The following is a 15,370-nucleotide window of genomic DNA, read 5'->3' as shown; positions in this document are numbered from 1 at the left end:
GCGTCACGTGCTGAAGGGTTAAATAAACTATGACGAATGAAGATAAGGGAACTTTCCTGACCATCGCCGAAGTTGCGGAGATCATGCGTGTCTCCAAGATGACGGTGTACAGGTTGGTTCATGCAGGTGACATGCCGGCAGTGCGCGTGGGACGCTCGTTCCGCGTTCACGAATCCGCCGTCAAGGAATACCTTGAGGCTTCCGTGTACGGAGCCTAGCGCACACCTCTCTCTGACAGCGCCCACCACTGCGGACCCTCGCGGTCCACGGCGGTGGGCGCTGCCGTTAGTTTTGGTGCTGGGCAGGCCACTAGGTAAGATAGTGAACATTCGTTTCGGCACTGGTATGCCTGTGTCTCCCCGTTTCGCGGGGGCCGCCTCGAGTGCACCGTGGGTGGTTTTATTCCAGGCGTTGCCGGCCGGGTTACGTACGTACTGATACCGAAAGTGAGGAAACCTGCTATGGGTTCTGTCATCAAGAAGCGCCGCAAGCGCATGTCCAAGAAGAAGCACCGCAAGATGCTTCGCCGCACCCGCGTTCAGCGCCGTAAGCTGGGCAAGTAAAGCTTCGCCTGCAAACTCCCCGCATGGTCCTTTTGGGATCGTGGCGGGGAGTTTCTGTTATCTTTTCTCCTTCCCGTCATTTCAGATGACCGCGCCGTCGTTTCAAACGACGACACCGCTTAGAACGGAATATCTTCCTGCGGGGTGCTGGGGGTGCGGGGTTCCTCGGCAGCGTCGTGCGCGTTGTGAGCCTCTTGTGCTTCCTCGTAGGCGCGCTCGCGGGTGGCCGTGATCTTTTGGGCTACCGTCTGGGCCCAACGCTTCGTCTTCTTTGCCAGCGGGCCAGTCGGCTCCGTCATGGCCCACGTTCCGTCCTCGTAGAGCCACACGATGTCCCCAGTATGCGGATCCATGATGTAGTGCGCGCGCCCATCAGTCTTCATGTTGTGGTGGTGCTGGCACAGGCTGGCCAAGTTGCGCGGGTGCGTGGCGCCACCATCGGCGTAGTTAATGCGGTGGTCCATTTGGCACAGGTAGGCCGGCCGGTTGCATCCCGGAGCGCGGCAGGTGCCGTCCCGGCCCTCCACGTATTTGCGGATGAGCTCTGAACAAACGTAGCTGGCTGACTCCGGCGGCTGCGAGGAAAGGTCGCGCGTGCGTGTTGCGGGAATGTCCTGTGACGTCCAACCATGCCCTTGGACGAAGGTGGGAGCGTTGTCGATATCGCTGGCTTGATAGGTGAGCAGAATGACGGTCGCGGGCGGAGAGATACTGCCGGCGATGAGCTTCTTCAGGGCATCGGCCTGTGAAAGGCCGTTTTCCTTTGCTGCCTGCTTGATGTAGCCATCCAAAATCATGCCCGTGGCGCTATCGGTATTGAGCTCGAGGATGCCGCGCTCGCCAGTATCGGTAAAAGTATATGAGTCCTTCTTCGGGGAATCGCGGAAGGAAAAGGACTTGTTGATGCTCTTGCAGATATCGCGCACCTTGCGCCCAATCTGCGCCGGGGTAGGAAAGACCTGGTTCGGTGAGGTAGGGGTGAAGAAGGCGACAAGGGCGTCGTCGATAAGCGCGAGTGTTTCCGCAGGCAGCGCGCCCAGCTTGGTCAAGGTGCGGTCGATGGTGATGAGCGCTTTCATGTCGAGCAAGAACTGGCTGTCTTGCAGGGCCTTGACCTGCGGTAGCTCCGTGAGGCGGTGCACGGCTAGACAGCATTCACTAACGGTGTAGTCCCCGACGCCAAGCTTGGTGACGAGCCTCTGGCACGCGACACCGAAATCCTCATCGAGGTCTGGCATGGCAGCTACCCACGAGCGGTAGTCTGCACGGCGAGCGGCGCTGCGCTCCACGGCGAGGGCGCAGTCAGGGTTCATATGGGAAAAGTAGGCGGTTTGGGTGGCGGTATTCACGGTATCCCCCGGGTTTGACGTGTCGATGATATGTTCTAAACGCACTATAAAATATGCCCCGGACATCTATCTCTACCAGGCATTATTGGGATATCTGGGTGAGAGTTATGGATCGTGTATTTGTCACTATAAACCGAGTGGGGAGTGTCATCCTTCTCACCCCACAGGAGCTCATCGCGTACGTAAAATGGCGAACTATGTTGCCTCGACTCCTCACTCTTGACAGCCTGGTTATTTCGCAGACCAAGTCCTTCATGCAGGATGAATTCCTGATCGCCGATGACGAGGGCGTGCCCGTCGGGACGATTCTGCAGTCGACGAGCCTGAAGGACATGTTCTTCAACGCCTCCCGCAGCCTTCAAGTTGCCTTCACGGATGAGCAGGGAAACCCGCAACAGCCGCTCATGGTGATCAAGGATCCGCCCAACTTCGTGCAGGATACCTATGAGGTGTATCTGCCGGGCGTCGAGAAGCCCATGGCGATCGTGACCAAGCGGTTTGCCATGTTCAAGACGCGCCTGAGCCTAGAAATGGAGGGCTTCCCGGAGATCGAGATTGAAGGCGATGTCTGGGATTGGAATATCACGATTACCAGCCAGGGGCAGCCGCTGGCAGAGGTGCGCAACGAGTGGGGAGGCGTGGGCAGGTTCCTAGCCGGTAAGAATACCTACCGCCTCAGCATCGCGCCGGGGCTGGACCCGCAGCAGCATGCAGGGTTGATTGGTGCGGTCATGTGCATGGACATGCTGCGCACTAAGGCTCAAAACAGCAGTTAGCGGCGCACGAAGCGCCAGCTGCCATAGGAGAAGAGCGCGGTGGCGAGTGCCGGGAGGCCGTAGGTGCGCACGGCCTTGCGTACCGAGCGGTAGTCGCGGATGAGCCAACCTTTTTCCTCGGCGATATCGCGCAACTTGGAGTCGGGATTAATGGCCACGGGGGTCCCCACCATGGAGAGCATCGGGACATCGTTGGCGCTGTCGGAGTAGGCAGTGCAACGCTCAAGGTCGAGGTTCTCCAAGGTGGCCAGCGCCGCCACGGCGTGCTTTTTACCTGGGCCGTGGAGGATATCGCCGACGAGGCGGCCGGTGAAGCGACCATCTTTAACCTCCGCCACGGTGCCGAGCGCGCCCGTGAAACCGAAGCGCTGCGCCAGAATCTGCGCCAGCTGCACGGGGGTGGCGGTGACCAGCCACACCTGCTGGCCGGCGTCGAGGTGCATCTGCGCCAGCTGCTTCGTGCCCGGGTAGGCCTTGCGGGCCATGGATTGGTCCACGATGCTCTCGCACAAAGCCACCATCTCATCCACCGAGCGGCCCTTGACAAACTCGAGCGCTTGCACGCGCCCAGCAGCCACGTCAGCCGCATTCTCCGAACCGGAGATGCGGAACTTGAGCTGCTTCCAGGCGATGGGCAGGATCTCTGAGAGCTTGAAGTAGCGACGCCGCGCGAGGCCCAAGGCAAACGACACGAGCGAGGACCCTTGGACCAAGGTGTTGTCCACGTCGAAGAAGGCGGCAGCGCCGACGTCCTGGGGGATGTCCGGGTCGGGCTTGGTTATGGAGCGCGACCCCGCCGATTCGAAGGACCCCTGGACGGAATCGATGCCGGAGGAGAAGGCGTCTAGATCGATGCCAAAGAGGTGCTCTACGGCGGCGGCTGCCGATGCCTCACCGGCCGCGCGCTGGTGCTCTTCGCCGAGTGGGGCGAAAGCCTGCTGCTCCAGGAAATTGCGCAAGTTTCCCCTGCTTGCGGTCCAATTGGCAAGGAACTCGCGGGGAGAATCGGGCATACCAGGCGGGAGCGGGAGGGGCACGCGTTCAGCTTTCATAGGGTGGGCAGACTAACGTGTCCATAGTAAACCGCGAAACGTTCTACGTCCTACCGAGGAGAGCTTTATGTCCCACGTCGTCGAACTGATGGTGCGTACCACGTGCGGCTCTTGCGCGCGCGTTCTGGAGCAGATTACCCCGGTGGTCCGTCACGCTGGGGCAGAGCTTAAAGTGTGCAACGTCGATGAGGATGCAGAGCTGGCCATGGAATACGGCGATCGCGTTCCTGTTGTGGTTATTGATGGAGAGGAATTCTCCTGCTGGGAAGTGGACAATGAGGAGTTAGCTCAGGCGCTGGCGGACTAGCTTTCTGTGGGCACTTCCGTGAGTTTCGGAAACGAGATGACAACTAGTAGTCTTTTGGATGATCTATGTCATCCAAAGGGATGATGCAAAACTGGAGGGTTGTGCATGAGTGTGCTCGTCGTGGGCATGTCGCATCAGTCGGCGCCGGTGGCGCTGCTGGAAAAGCTGAGCATGGACGAGACCGTGCAGAATGACACTTGCCGGGCCATGGTGTCGGCAGGCTCGTTGAGCGAGGCGATGATTATCTCCACCTGCAACCGCCTCGAGGTCTACACCGTCACCAACTCTTTCCACACCGGGGTCCAGGATGTCGTGCGCAACCTCGCTGAAGTTTCCGGGGTGGAGGAGGAGAAGCTGCGCTCCTATCTCTATGTGCGCTATGCCGACGCCGCCGCTGAGCACCTCATGATGGTGGCCTCAGGCTTGGACTCGATGGTGGTAGGTGAGCAGCAGATCATCGGTCAGGTGCGAGCCGCCTACCAGTTTGCTTCGGAGCAAGGAACCGTCGGCCCGTGCATCCATGCGCTGGCGCAGTCCGCTCTGCGTACCGGCAAGCGGGTGCATTCGGAAACCGAGATCGATGAGGCGGGCTCCTCCATGGTCTCCTTTGCTTTTGATCAGGCGCTGAGCCGCATGGGCAGGGAAGATCTCGCGGGCAAGCGCGTGCTCATCTTGGGCGCAGGCGCGATGGCCTCGCTCGCGGCAACGCACGCGGGGCGCCTGGGTGCGCAGCTAATTATCGCGAACCGCACCATTGCCCGTGCGGAGCGCGTGGCACAGCATGCCCATGAGGCGGGCGTGTACGCGGACGTTATCGACTTCTCGGAGCGCGCCCAGGCCTTGCGGGATGTGGATGTGGCAATTTCCGCCACGGGAGCCCAGGGTTTCACTATTACGGCGGCCGACGTCGAGCGCTATCACGTAGCCGACCGCGAGCTGATGCTCGTGGATCTCTCTCTGCCGCGCGATATTGATGACGCTGTGGCAGAGGTCGAGGGAGTCGATTTGGTCAACATCGAGAGGCTCAGCAACTCCCTGCAGGCAGCCGACACCGACCTGGCAGCCGGCACCAGCCCGCACACGCAGGCGCGGCGCATCGTTAGCGAAGAGCTGGAAGCCTATGCCTCCGAGCAGCGCGTCCGCGACGTCGTCCCGGCGGTATCAGCACTACGCAAGCGGGCGGCAAACCTGGTCCAGTGCGAGGTGGCGCGAATGGAGCAGAAGCACCCGGAGCTGGACGAGCGCCAGATGGGAGATATCAATCGCGCGCTCAAGCGTGTTGCGGATAAGCTGCTGCACGAGCCCACGGTTCGCGCGAAGCAGCTCGCGGCTAACTCTGGAACCGTGAGTCATGAGACCGCGCTGCAGGAACTCTTTGGACTCCAGCTGGAGGGCAGCGGCGTCGCCGTGGACGTGGCGGAGCTGCCGGACGCCGCGCAGATGGAAGCCGCGGAAAGCACTAAGGAAGAAAAGGACGCATAGATGTTGAAGATCGGTACCCGAGGATCCCTCCTGGCCACGACTCAGTCTGGCCACGTGCAAGAGTGGCTGCAGCAGGAAGGCTATGAAGCCGAGTTGCACATCGTCACCACGCAGGGGGATGTCAACATGGCTCCCGTGGAGCGCATCGGCGTGGGCGTGTTTACCCAGGCCCTGCGTGAGGCCGTCGACCGCGGCGAGTGCGAGATCGCAGTGCACTCTTTTAAGGACCTGCCCACGGCTGCCGACGAGCGCTTCGACCTCGTGGTTCCGCAGCGCCAGGACGTGCGCGAAGCACTTATTGCCCGCGATGGCCTGACCCTCAAGGAGCTGCCGGAGGGTGCGCGCGTGGGCACGTCTGCGCCGCGCCGCATCAGCCAGCTGCGCGCGATGCGCCCGGATCTAGACATCCGTCCGCTGCGTGGCAATATCGATACCCGCATGGGCAAGGTCACCAGCGGAGAGCTCGACGCCGTCCTCTTGGCCTACGCCGGCCTCGTGCGCGCGGGTTACGCGGATCGCGCCACCGAGGTCTTCGATCCGGAGTTCTTCATGCCTGCTCCTGCGCAGGGTGCGCTGGCCATCGAGGCAGTGAAGGGAACCGAGGCGGCGAAGGCCATCGCCCTGCTTGCCGACGCCCCCGCTACCGCCGCCACCCGCGCCGAGCGCACCGTACTTTCCCAACTGGAGGCTGGGTGCACCGCGCCGGTGGCCGCTACCTCCCACTGGGACGGCGAGCAGCTCGTCGTCCGCGGCGGAGTCTTCGCTCTCGACGGCTCCCGCCAGCTCATCGCTCAGGCTCAGGGAACAGCGGATGAGGCTGAAGAATTGGGGCGCGCGGTCTCCAAGGAGCTCTTCGCGCAGGGAGCTGCAGACCTACTGGCAGCGGAGTAATCGCACGTAGATTTTTGGTTTCGGGCCTTTTCCTTTAGTGTGTATCTAGCACACGATCATTGAGAGCAATGATTAAGGGCCCCTTAACTCGCGAGTGAGGGGCTTTCTTATCTCCATCCCGCGCCTGCCACGCTTCGGCGCCGGGGCACTCGGAACCCACAAACTAGAAAAGAACCTTATGAGCAATGCCGTGCCGGATACCCAGCCTGAGCTGGGTAAGTCTGATCTGGGCAAAGTCGTCTTCGTCGGTGCCGGCCCAGGTAATCCTGATCTGCTGACCGTCCGCGCCCGCGAGGTTCTGGAGACCACCGCTAACGTTGTCACCGACGCGGGGGTTTCGCAGGGCGTGCGCGACATGGTAGCGCAGCAGGTGCCGGTTCCGCAGGAGCTTCTCGACGCCGCCGAGGAAGAGTACGAGCGTATCTGCGCCGCGGCCAAGGAAGCAGGCGCGCGCCGCAAGCCGCCGCGCCCAGCACCGCCGACGGCGGCGGTCTTTGAGGAGGTCGAGGGGGACGTCGTCAAGCAACTGCGTAACGCGCTCGAGCGCGCCGAGGGCCACGACGTGATCCGTCTAGTTACCGGTAACCCGCTCAACCGCGAATCCATCAAGGCGGAGATTACCGCCGTGGCCAACGCGGGCATGGAATTCCAGGTGGTCCCGGGCATGTCCCTGCCTTCGACGGTTCCCTCCTTCGCGGGTATCGCTCTCGGCGCGACGTATACCGAGGCCGACATCTCGGAAGGGGCGGACTGGGACGCGCTGGCCACCGCGACGCAGCCGCTGGTCCTGCAGGCCACGGCAGATGACCTGCCGGTAATCTCCGCCGAGCTGGTGGAGCGCGGAATGCCCGCGGAGACCGAAGCATATGTCACCGTTCACGGCACCACTCGCCTGCAGCGCACCCACGAGACCACGCTGGGAACGTTGGGCAAACTTGATGCTGAGCTGCCGGGCGAGCTCGTGGTGACGCTGGGGCGTAGCTTTGATGATCGCTCGAAGTACTCCTGGTGGGAGAACCGTTCGCTCTATGGCTGGCGCGTGCTGGTGCCGCGCACGAAGGAGCAGGCCGCGGCAATGAGCGCGCGCCTGGCTGGTCACGGCGCCATCCCACAGTCGGTGCCCACCATTTCCGTGGAACCGCCGCGCAACCCGGCGCAGATGGATCGCGCCATCAAGGGCATTGTCGAGGGCCGCTACAAGTGGGTCGTGTTCACCTCCGTCAATGCGGTGAGCGCGGTGTGGAAGAAGATTGCGGAGCTCGGCCTCGATGCCCGCGATTTCGCCGGCGTGCACCTCGCCGCGGTGGGGCAGAAGACCGCCGATGCGATTCGCTCCAAGGGCATGGTCCCGGAGCTGCTGCCGCCGGCAACGAAGCAGAACGCCGAGGGTCTCGTCGAGGTTTTCCCCAACTACGTTGAGGACATCGACGCCGTGGGCCGCGTGTTGCTGCCGCGCGCCGATATTGCCGGCGAGGCGCTGGTGACTGGCCTGCTGGAATTGGGCTGGGAGGTCGATGATGTCGTGGCTTACCGCACGGTTCGTGCGGCCCCGCCGGCCGCGGAGATCCGCGACATGATCAAGACTGGCGGTTTCGACGCCGTGGCCTTTACCTCGCCGTCGACGGTGCGCAACCTCGTCGGCATTGCCGGCAAGCCGCATGCTCGCACCATCATCGCCTGCATCGGCCCCTCCACTAAGGCGGCGGCCGAGGAGATGGGCCTGCGCGTGGACGTGGTCCCAGAGGTCGCGGACGTGCCGATGCTTGTCGACGCCCTCGCTGACCACGTCGCGGCCCTGCGCGCTGCCGGCAACCTTCCTGCTCCGCGCAAGAAGCGCCGCTCGCGCAAGAAGACGGCGTAGACCGCTTCTGGGCGGGCAGGAGAGGGGCGACTAGAGTCGAGAAGGTAGTTCAATTTTCTCGTAGCTCAAAGGAGAGTTTTTACTCATGAGCATTGCTCGCCGCCCCCGCCGCCTACGTCAGAACCCGGCTTTTAGGGATTTGGTTGCGGAAACCTCGCTGCGCCCCTCCGACCTCATCCTCCCGATGTTCGTGGTCGACGGTCTGAATGAACCCCGTGATATCCCCTCCATGCCGGGCGTGCAGCAGCACAGCCTGGATTCCCTCAAGCGTGCTGCGCACGAGGCCCTTGATGCGGGCGTGACCTGCGTTGACCTCTTCGGCGTGCCGCGCGAAGAGGATAAGGACGCGACCGGCTCCGTGGCCTGGGACCCGCAGGGCATCCTCAACGTGGCGATTGCGGAGCTGCGCCAGGAATTTGGCGATGACCTCATCGTCATGGCGGATACCTGCCTTGATGAGTTCACCTCCCACGGCCACTGCGGCGTGGTCGATGACCAGGGCCGCGTGCTCAACGATGAAACCGTGGAGCTCTACCAGGACATGGCCCGCTCCCAGGCACGTGCTGGCGCGCACATGGTCAGCCCTTCCGGCATGATGGATGGCCAGATTGCCGCGATCCGCGAGGCCCTCGATGAGGCCGGCCACGAGGATGTTGCGATCATGGCCTACTCGGCCAAGTACGCTTCGGCCTTCTTTGGCCCCTTCCGCGATGCCGTGGGCTCCTCCCTAGAGGGGGACCGCCGCACCTACCAGCAGGACCCGCGCAACTTCCGCGAGTCCATGCTGGAGGTGGACCTGGACATCGAGGAAGGCGCGGACATCGTCATGGTGAAGCCTGGCCTGCCGTACCTCGATGTGCTGGCCGGTGCCGTCGAGCGTTCCTCCGTGCCGGTAGCTGTTTACCAGGTCTCCGGTGAGTACGCGATGATTCAGGCCGCTTCCCAGAACGGGTGGATTGACGGCGAGGCCGTTATGCTGGAGTCCTTGACCGCGTTCAAGCGCGCGGGTGCGGATCAGATCCTGACCTATTTCGCCACGGACGCCGCCCGCTTGCTCAAGTAAAAGGAGAATCGTGACGTTCAGCCCGAACACTACGCCGTCGGTACAAAAGCCGACGGGGCAGAATAAGGAGCCGGATAAGGAGCACGCCAAGCGCACCGAAGCCGTCTCCCTCATGCTCAAGGTGTGGACCGTTGCCCTGGTGCTCGAGGTGGTGCACCTGGTCTTAAGTATCGTGCTCACCTTGCTGAACCGCGATGAGCTCTTTGCCCAGGCCCGCAAGACCGCGGAGTCTGCGGCGGAGAAGTCCGGGCAGGACGTCAGCGATGCCTTCGTGCAGCTCGTGGGTTATGGCTCGGTGGCGTTCAGCTCGCTGATTTCACTCGCCATCGTCGTGCTGCTGGGCATCATGCTGGGCTTTATCCACAAGAACTCCAAGGCAGCCGGTACTGGTCGGCGCCTGTGGTTCGCTTTTTCCCTCTACTTTGCTCTCCGCGTGCTCATCGTTTTCATTAGTAGTCCCGCCGGGGCGAACGTGCCGGACTGGCTATTCCTGCTCGATGGTGCCGTGCAGATCCTTGTCGGCGTGGCGGCCGTGATGGGCTTGATGTTCTCCACCAAGGAAGAGGTGCTCGAGTACACCGGCGAGATGGAGCAGCTGCGCCAGATGCGCAAGGAGATGGAGGAACAGCGCCGCCAGGAAAACCTGGAGGAGCGCGAGAAGAAGAATAAAGATAATAAAGAGAAGGACAGGGAGAAAGAGGACAGCAAGGACGGCAAGCGATGAGCGAGCGCCCCGGTCCCGCGGACTATAACCGCCGCCCACGCCGCCCTAAGAAGCAGGGTGAGCAAGACTTTTCCACTTGGCCTTCGCAGCTGCGCATTGCCTACTGGGTCTGCGTGATTGCCGCAATTGTCATGCTCACCGCCGGAATGGTGGGGATCTTTGGTTCCTATACATCGGTGACGAACACCCAGCTCAGCCCGGAGCAGGTGGACTATATCCGCTTCAACACGCGTTTTGCGGCCATCTCCAACGTGGTGGGTGCCGTCATCATCGCGGCCTGCTCCGCGCAGCTGGCAAGCGGCTCAGTATGGGCGCGCCGCATCATCACCGCGGTGTCTGCCTACACCATGTTCGTCAGCATTGCGGCGCTGATCGCGGGCGTGGGCGGGCTGCTCTTGCTGCTTATCCCGATGGCGCTCATGGTGGCCATCTACTTCCTCTTTCACCCGGATTCAACGGCTTTCATCAAGGCCCGTCGCGCCCAAAACTCCTGATTGGCGCCTACTCCAACTTTTGATTCATAATGGACGGTATGTCTCGACTGTCTGATGCGCCGCTGATTGCTGCCGCTACTGGCCACACGCCCTCCCGCCCGCCCGTCTGGTTCATGCGCCAGGCGGGGCGCTCTTTGCCGGAGTACCGCAAGGTGCGTGAGGGAATCAGCATGCTGGATTCCTGTTTCATGCCGGAGCTCCTCGCGGAGATCACCCTGCAGCCGGTGCGCCGCCACGATGTCGACGGCGCCATCTTGTTCAGCGATATCGTTGTTCCGCTCAAGGCCGCGGGCGTCGGTGTGGAGATCGTCCCCGGCCGCGGCCCCGTTATGGATGCACCCGTGCGCACCACGGAGGACGTGGACAACCTGCCTATCCTCGACGTGGATGTGCCCGAGGTCCGCCAAGGCATTGAGATCATTCTGAGCGAGCTCACCGACAAGCAGGCCCTCATCGGTTTCGTCGGTGCTCCCTTCACCTTGGCCAGCTACCTCATCGAGGGCGGCCCTTCGAAGAACCACGAGCGCACCAAGGCCTTGATGCATTCCGATCCGGACACCTGGCACAACCTCATGGAGCGCCTCACCCCGACGATCATCTCCTTCCTGGAGCTCCAGCTGGATGCCGGCATCGACGCTATGCAGCTTTTCGACTCTTGGGCGGGCTACCTCAACGAGCGCGATTACCGCGAGTTCGTGCTGCCTTATTCGGAGCAGATCCTCAAGGTCGCGGAGGGCCGCGTGCCGCGCATTCACTTCGGCGTGGGGACTGGCGAGCTGCTCGGCGCGATGTCGGAGGCCGGTTCTGAGGTCATGGGCGTGGACTACCGCGTGAGCATGGATGCCGCCGCGGCCCGCGTCAACGCGGACATCCTGCAAGGCAACCTCGACCCAGCCCTGCTGTTTGCCGGCGAGGATGCGGTGCGCAAGGAAGTACGCGCCATCAAGGCTGAAGTAGATGCCGCCCGCGCGGCAGGCAACCTGCGTGGACACATCTGGAACCTTGGCCACGGCGTGCTGCCGACCACGGAGGCGGAGGCCATTACCCGTGCCGTCGCCATCATCCACGAGGAGGGCTAAATGAAGATCGCGATCATCGGTGCGGGCCTCGCGGGCCTCACCGCGGCATGGGAAATCAAGCAGAACACTGAGGGCTCCCACGACATCTTCGTCTTCGAAGCAGCCGACCGCATCGGCGGCAAGCTGCACACCGTGGCCTTCAACGGCGGTCCGACGGACATGGGCGCGGAGGCCTTCATCCGCCGCCGCCAGGACGCCGTGGACTTCTTCACGGAGCTCGGCCTGCAGGATTCCTTTGTGGAGCCCAATCCGGAGTTGCGCCCGCGCGTGTACACCGGCGGCGAGCTGCACTTCCTGCCGCAGGGCGGGGTCATGGGTATTCCTTCCGAGCCGCAGGACTTCTTCTCCGAGGCGACCAACGAGCGCATCACCAACGAGCAGCCCTTCGAGTGGGAGATCGGCGGGGATGTCTCTGTGGGTCAGCTCGTTCGCCAGCAGTACGGCGATGACGTGGTGGACCACGTGGTCTCCGCGCTGCTCGGCGGTGTCTACTCCTGCTCGGCCGATGACCTGGGCCTGCGCGCCACGGTCCCGCACCTGGCGGCCACGCTGGACACGCTGGCGAAGGACGGCCCCGTCACGCTGTCGGCAGCTATTAAGCAGATTGAGTCCGGCCGCAGCCCAGCCGAAGGCTCCGTCTTCGGCACCTTCAAGGGCGGCTACGCCGAGCTCTACGAAGCCCTGGCTGAGAAGTCCGGCGCACAGATCCACCTGGACACCTTCGTCTCTGGAGTGACGCGCAAGGGCGATGCCTTCGAGGTCAAGGGCGCGCCGGGGGATATCGGCCCCTTCGACCGCGTGCTCTTTGCCACCCCGGCACCGACCACCGCGCGCCTGCTCAAGGCCGTGGCCCCCGAGGCCGCCCAGGAGCTGTCCACCGTCCAGCTGGCTTCCTCTGTGGTCGTCGGTTTCAACTTCGCCTCCGCCACGGATCCGGAGGGCAACTCCCTTCCGGAGGCCACCGGCATCCTCGTCGCCTCCGACGAGCCCGGTGTGCGCGCCAAGGCTTTCACGCTCTCCTCTAATAAGTGGCCGCACCTGAACGAGCGCGAGGGCTTCCTCGTGCGCGCCTCCTTCGGCCGCTTCGGCGATGACGCCCTCGTGCGCGCGGAAGAGGATGACCTGGTGGACTACGCCCTCGATGACCTGCAGAAGATCACCGGCTTCGACGGCCGCGCCGCCGGCGTGGAGGAGATCTACACGCAGCGCTGGTTCGGCGGCATCCCCCGCTATGACGAAAAGCACCTGGCCACCGTTGCCGCGGTCCGCGCCAAGCTTGCCGACGTCCCCGGTATCGCCACCGCCGGCGCCTGGGCTGATGGAGTCGGCGTGCCCGCCGTTATTGCCGGCGCCCGCGCTGCCGCGCAAGCACTCGTCAGCTAGCTCGCTGTCGGCGCCTGCCTTTTGGCGCCTCGCAAAAGGCGCCCCGCAAAAGGCGTCTGATAAAAGGCATCTTTGGGCGTAAAAACGCCATCTGCCATGCATAAAAGGCGTTTTTAGCCGTAAAAACGCCTTATGACTGATGCCTTTTGTCAGCTGCCTTTTGGCAGAGGAGATACGGGAAGTTGACGCTAGCTAGTAGTGGTATCTGCACCCAGCAATCTCGATGGTTGCGCCCTTAATGCGATAGATCAGTCGGTGCTCTTCGGTAATTCGCCGAGACCAGAACCCGGCTAACTCGAACTTGAGTGGTTCGGGTTTTCCTATCCCGACATTGCCGTTTCGTGCAATGTCTTTAATGAGGCTATTGACTCTCTTGAGGATCTTCTTGTCGTGAGCTTGCCACCAGAGGTAGTCCTCCCATGCTTCCTCTGTCCACGAAAGAATCATGAAGCTTAGTCTTCCTCAATGAGCTCGTGTTCCGTTGCTGCTCCGGCGTTGAGGCTCTCGATGGAGTCAAGCAGGCGCTGGGCATTGCGAGGGGAACGCAGAAGGTATGCGGTTTCGCGAAGAGAGTTGTAGTCATCTAAGGAAACGATGACTGCAGACTCATGACCATTGCGAGTGATGATGACTTCCTCACGGTCATCAACGACCGACTGTAGGACCTCGGCGTATCTTGCTCGCGATTCCGAGTAAGACATGGTTTTCATAAGCTATCTCCCTTCTTGTACAAGAAACTGTACAACGAAAAGGGGATGAGCGCTAGAGAGGTTTCAGTTTATGAGGCCACGTGAACAGTGCGCGTTAGGTTTAGCCGCTCGCATACGTGCTCGTCGTGGCTGACCAGGATGAATGCCCCGCGGTAGCTCGTGAGCACCTCAATCAGCCAGTCGGTGGTGGGGATATCGAGGTTGTTTGTCGGTTCGTCGAGAAGCAGGAAGCGCGGTGCCGGATCGCTGAGCAAGACGCGAGCGATTTCGACGCGGAAGCGCTCGCCACCAGAAAGCTGGCCCACGGGCTGGTGGATCTTGTCGTTGATAAAGAGCATCTGGGCCAGCTGGTCGCGCAGGAACTGCGGGTCCGCGCCGGGGTTGGCCTCCCGCACGATGTCGAACACCGATTTCTCCGCGGGCAAGACGATGCGTTGGCGGATGTACCCGCAGGGCAGCGCGTACTCGACGTCTCCGCGGGCGATGCGGTTGAGGAAGGTGGTCTTGCCGCTGCCGTTTGGCCCGGCGAGGCGAACACGCTCGGGGCCAGTAATACTCAGCAGATCGCTGACCAGCACGCGGGTGCCCGCGGGCAGCTCAGTGCCGGGGAGATCGATGTGGACCTGGGTGTCGTCGCGAAGCGCGCGCTGCGCCTTGTCGTGCGCCGACTGGGCGGCAGCCACTGCATCGTTGGCCTGTTGGGAGCGCCCAGCGGCCGAGCGCTCGGAACGGTTCTTGTCTAAGCCCATGGCCATGCCGGGTTTGCGCTTCGAGGCGGCGAAGTTCTTGCCGCGGCGGGCATCGCGGGCGATGCGGGTCTGCATAGCGGCGCGCTCGCGGATTTGTTTGCGGTGTTCGGCCTTAGTTTCCCGGACCTTGGCCTGCGCGGAATCCTGCTCGGCATCAATCGTTGCGCGGTAGGAGGAGTAGTTTCCCTCGAACTCGCGAAGTGTTCCGTGGTAGAGTTCCGCGATGCTTTCCGCGTGCTCGAGGAGCTCGCGGTCGTGTGAGACGACGAGAACCGGCATCGGCGCGGTGCGAATGAGCTCGAGCAAGCGTTGGCGCGATTCGGAGTCCAGGTTGTTGGTGGGCTCGTCGAGGATCAGGAAATCCGGCTTGCGGAAGAAGGCGGCGGTCAGCGCCACAGTCACGGCTTCACCACCCGACAATGTGCCGATAGTGCGATCCAGCGGGAAGGGGATACCCGCAGCGTCGAGAGCCGCCTCGATGCGTTCTGCTAGATCCCACTGCTCACCAACAGCGGCAGCGAGCTCTTCCGAGTATTCGCCAGCCTCAATGCGGGCAATGGCACTGAGGATCTCTGTTGCGCCAAAGACTTCGGCGATGGTGTCAGACGTATGGAGACCTAAATCCTGGTCGACATAGAGGACTGAGCCCGCGGATACCGTTCCCGAAGTCGGGGCAATGAGACCAGCAAGTACCTTGGCTAGCGTTGATTTTCCGGAACCATTCGCCCCAACTAAGCCCGTGAAGTGGGAGGAAAACGTGCCGCTGAGGTCCGTGAAACAAGGGGTGCCGTCGGGCCAGGTGACGGTGAGATGAGAAAAAGAAATAGGCATGAAGAAATCCACCTTCGAGTAAGTCGCGTAAAAAGTGTGACGTCGAATTAGGAAAA

17 protein-coding genes are annotated in these 15,370 nt (G+C 62.3%); 12 read left to right on the top strand and 5 right to left on the bottom strand.

Translation table 11 applies throughout. The features are described 5' to 3' along the window. The first annotated feature begins 29 nt into the window (after positions 1–29). A complete protein-coding gene (locus FME68_RS10105; protein WP_010189818.1) occupies positions 30–218 on the top strand; it encodes a helix-turn-helix domain-containing protein in 189 nt (62 codons plus the stop codon). A gap of 243 nt (positions 219–461) precedes the next feature. After that, the gene (locus FME68_RS10100; protein WP_003855542.1) at positions 462–563 is read left to right on the top strand and encodes a 30S ribosomal protein bS22; all 102 of its coding nucleotides are present in this window, start codon (positions 462–464) and stop codon (positions 561–563) included. Between the two features lie 119 nt (positions 564–682). Here FME68_RS10100 and FME68_RS10095 read toward each other — a convergent pair whose 3' ends face one another. Further along, positions 683–1,957, bottom strand: coding sequence for an HNH endonuclease signature motif containing protein (locus FME68_RS10095; RefSeq protein WP_328287808.1), 1,275 nt, complete (start codon positions 1,955–1,957; stop codon positions 683–685). A gap of 152 nt (positions 1,958–2,109) precedes the next feature. Here FME68_RS10095 and FME68_RS10090 point away from each other — a divergent pair, with 152 nt between their 5' ends. Continuing rightward, positions 2,110–2,688: an LURP-one-related/scramblase family protein gene (locus tag FME68_RS10090; protein WP_049154870.1), complete on the top strand. Its 579-nt coding sequence runs from the start codon at positions 2,110–2,112 to the stop codon at positions 2,686–2,688. Here the strand turns inward: FME68_RS10090 and FME68_RS10085 are convergent. Further along, positions 2,685–3,740 (bottom strand): HAD-IB family hydrolase, encoded by a 1,056-nt coding sequence (locus tag FME68_RS10085; RefSeq protein ID WP_230308970.1) that lies wholly within the window; start codon positions 3,738–3,740, stop codon positions 2,685–2,687. The genes FME68_RS10090 and FME68_RS10085 overlap by 4 nt on opposite strands. 67 nt (positions 3,741–3,807) lie before the next feature. On the opposite strand from FME68_RS10085, the gene FME68_RS10080 reads away from it, so the two are divergent. From FME68_RS10080 to FME68_RS10040, 9 genes are all read left to right on the top strand, one after another. Continuing rightward, the gene (locus tag FME68_RS10080) at positions 3,808–4,047 is read left to right on the top strand and encodes a glutaredoxin family protein (RefSeq protein ID WP_070513456.1); all 240 of its coding nucleotides are present in this window, start codon (positions 3,808–3,810) and stop codon (positions 4,045–4,047) included. A 105-nt stretch (positions 4,048–4,152) separates the two neighbouring features. Further along, complete coding sequence (locus tag FME68_RS10075) at positions 4,153–5,529, top strand: glutamyl-tRNA reductase (RefSeq protein WP_070547303.1); 1,377 nt, start codon at positions 4,153–4,155, stop codon at positions 5,527–5,529. After that, complete coding sequence (hemC, locus tag FME68_RS10070; protein WP_158397465.1) at positions 5,530–6,420, top strand: hydroxymethylbilane synthase; 891 nt, start codon at positions 5,530–5,532, stop codon at positions 6,418–6,420. 178 nt (positions 6,421–6,598) lie between these two features. Next, entirely contained in the window at positions 6,599–8,281 is a 1,683-nt protein-coding gene (locus tag FME68_RS10065) for a bifunctional uroporphyrinogen-III C-methyltransferase/uroporphyrinogen-III synthase (RefSeq protein ID WP_158397464.1), read from the top strand. Between the two features lie 85 nt (positions 8,282–8,366). Next, positions 8,367–9,344: a porphobilinogen synthase gene (gene hemB, locus FME68_RS10060; protein ID WP_049154862.1), complete on the top strand. Its 978-nt coding sequence runs from the start codon at positions 8,367–8,369 to the stop codon at positions 9,342–9,344. 10 nt (positions 9,345–9,354) lie between these two features. After that, positions 9,355–10,068 carry a hypothetical protein gene (locus FME68_RS10055; RefSeq protein ID WP_328287807.1) on the top strand — a complete coding sequence of 238 codons (714 nt, stop codon included), beginning with the start codon at positions 9,355–9,357 and terminating at the stop codon, positions 10,066–10,068. Next, positions 10,065–10,562: a hypothetical protein gene (locus tag FME68_RS10050; protein ID WP_046647804.1), complete on the top strand. Its 498-nt coding sequence runs from the start codon at positions 10,065–10,067 to the stop codon at positions 10,560–10,562. Before FME68_RS10055 ends, FME68_RS10050 begins: the two co-directional genes overlap by 4 nt. Before the next feature lie 38 nt (positions 10,563–10,600). Further along, positions 10,601–11,641 (top strand): uroporphyrinogen decarboxylase, encoded by a 1,041-nt coding sequence (gene hemE, locus FME68_RS10045; RefSeq protein ID WP_158397463.1) that lies wholly within the window; start codon positions 10,601–10,603, stop codon positions 11,639–11,641. Continuing rightward, positions 11,642–13,024: a protoporphyrinogen oxidase gene (locus tag FME68_RS10040; RefSeq protein WP_158397462.1), complete on the top strand. Its 1,383-nt coding sequence runs from the start codon at positions 11,642–11,644 to the stop codon at positions 13,022–13,024. Positions 13,025–13,216: 192 nt separating this feature from the next. Here the strand turns inward: FME68_RS10040 and FME68_RS10035 are convergent, their stop codons facing one another. From FME68_RS10035 to FME68_RS10025, 3 genes are all read right to left on the bottom strand, one after another. Continuing rightward, on the bottom strand, positions 13,217–13,471 hold the full coding sequence (locus FME68_RS10035; protein ID WP_158397461.1) for a Txe/YoeB family addiction module toxin: 255 nt from the start codon (positions 13,469–13,471) through the stop codon (positions 13,217–13,219). 5 nt (positions 13,472–13,476) lie between these two features. Next, a complete protein-coding gene (locus tag FME68_RS10030; protein ID WP_158397460.1) occupies positions 13,477–13,734 on the bottom strand; it encodes a type II toxin-antitoxin system Phd/YefM family antitoxin in 258 nt (85 codons plus the stop codon). Between the two features lie 68 nt (positions 13,735–13,802). Beyond that, positions 13,803–15,314 (bottom strand): ABC-F family ATP-binding cassette domain-containing protein, encoded by a 1,512-nt coding sequence (locus FME68_RS10025; RefSeq protein ID WP_158397459.1) that lies wholly within the window; start codon positions 15,312–15,314, stop codon positions 13,803–13,805. Positions 15,315–15,370: the final 56 nt, after the last annotated feature.

Origin of the sequence: Corynebacterium hiratae, assembly GCF_009708045.1 — a bacterium.
Taxonomy (GTDB): Bacteria; Actinomycetota; Actinomycetes; order Mycobacteriales; family Mycobacteriaceae; genus Corynebacterium; species Corynebacterium hiratae.
The sequence above is the reverse complement of the archived record's forward strand: the minus strand, read 5'-3'. Positions and strand labels throughout refer to the sequence as shown.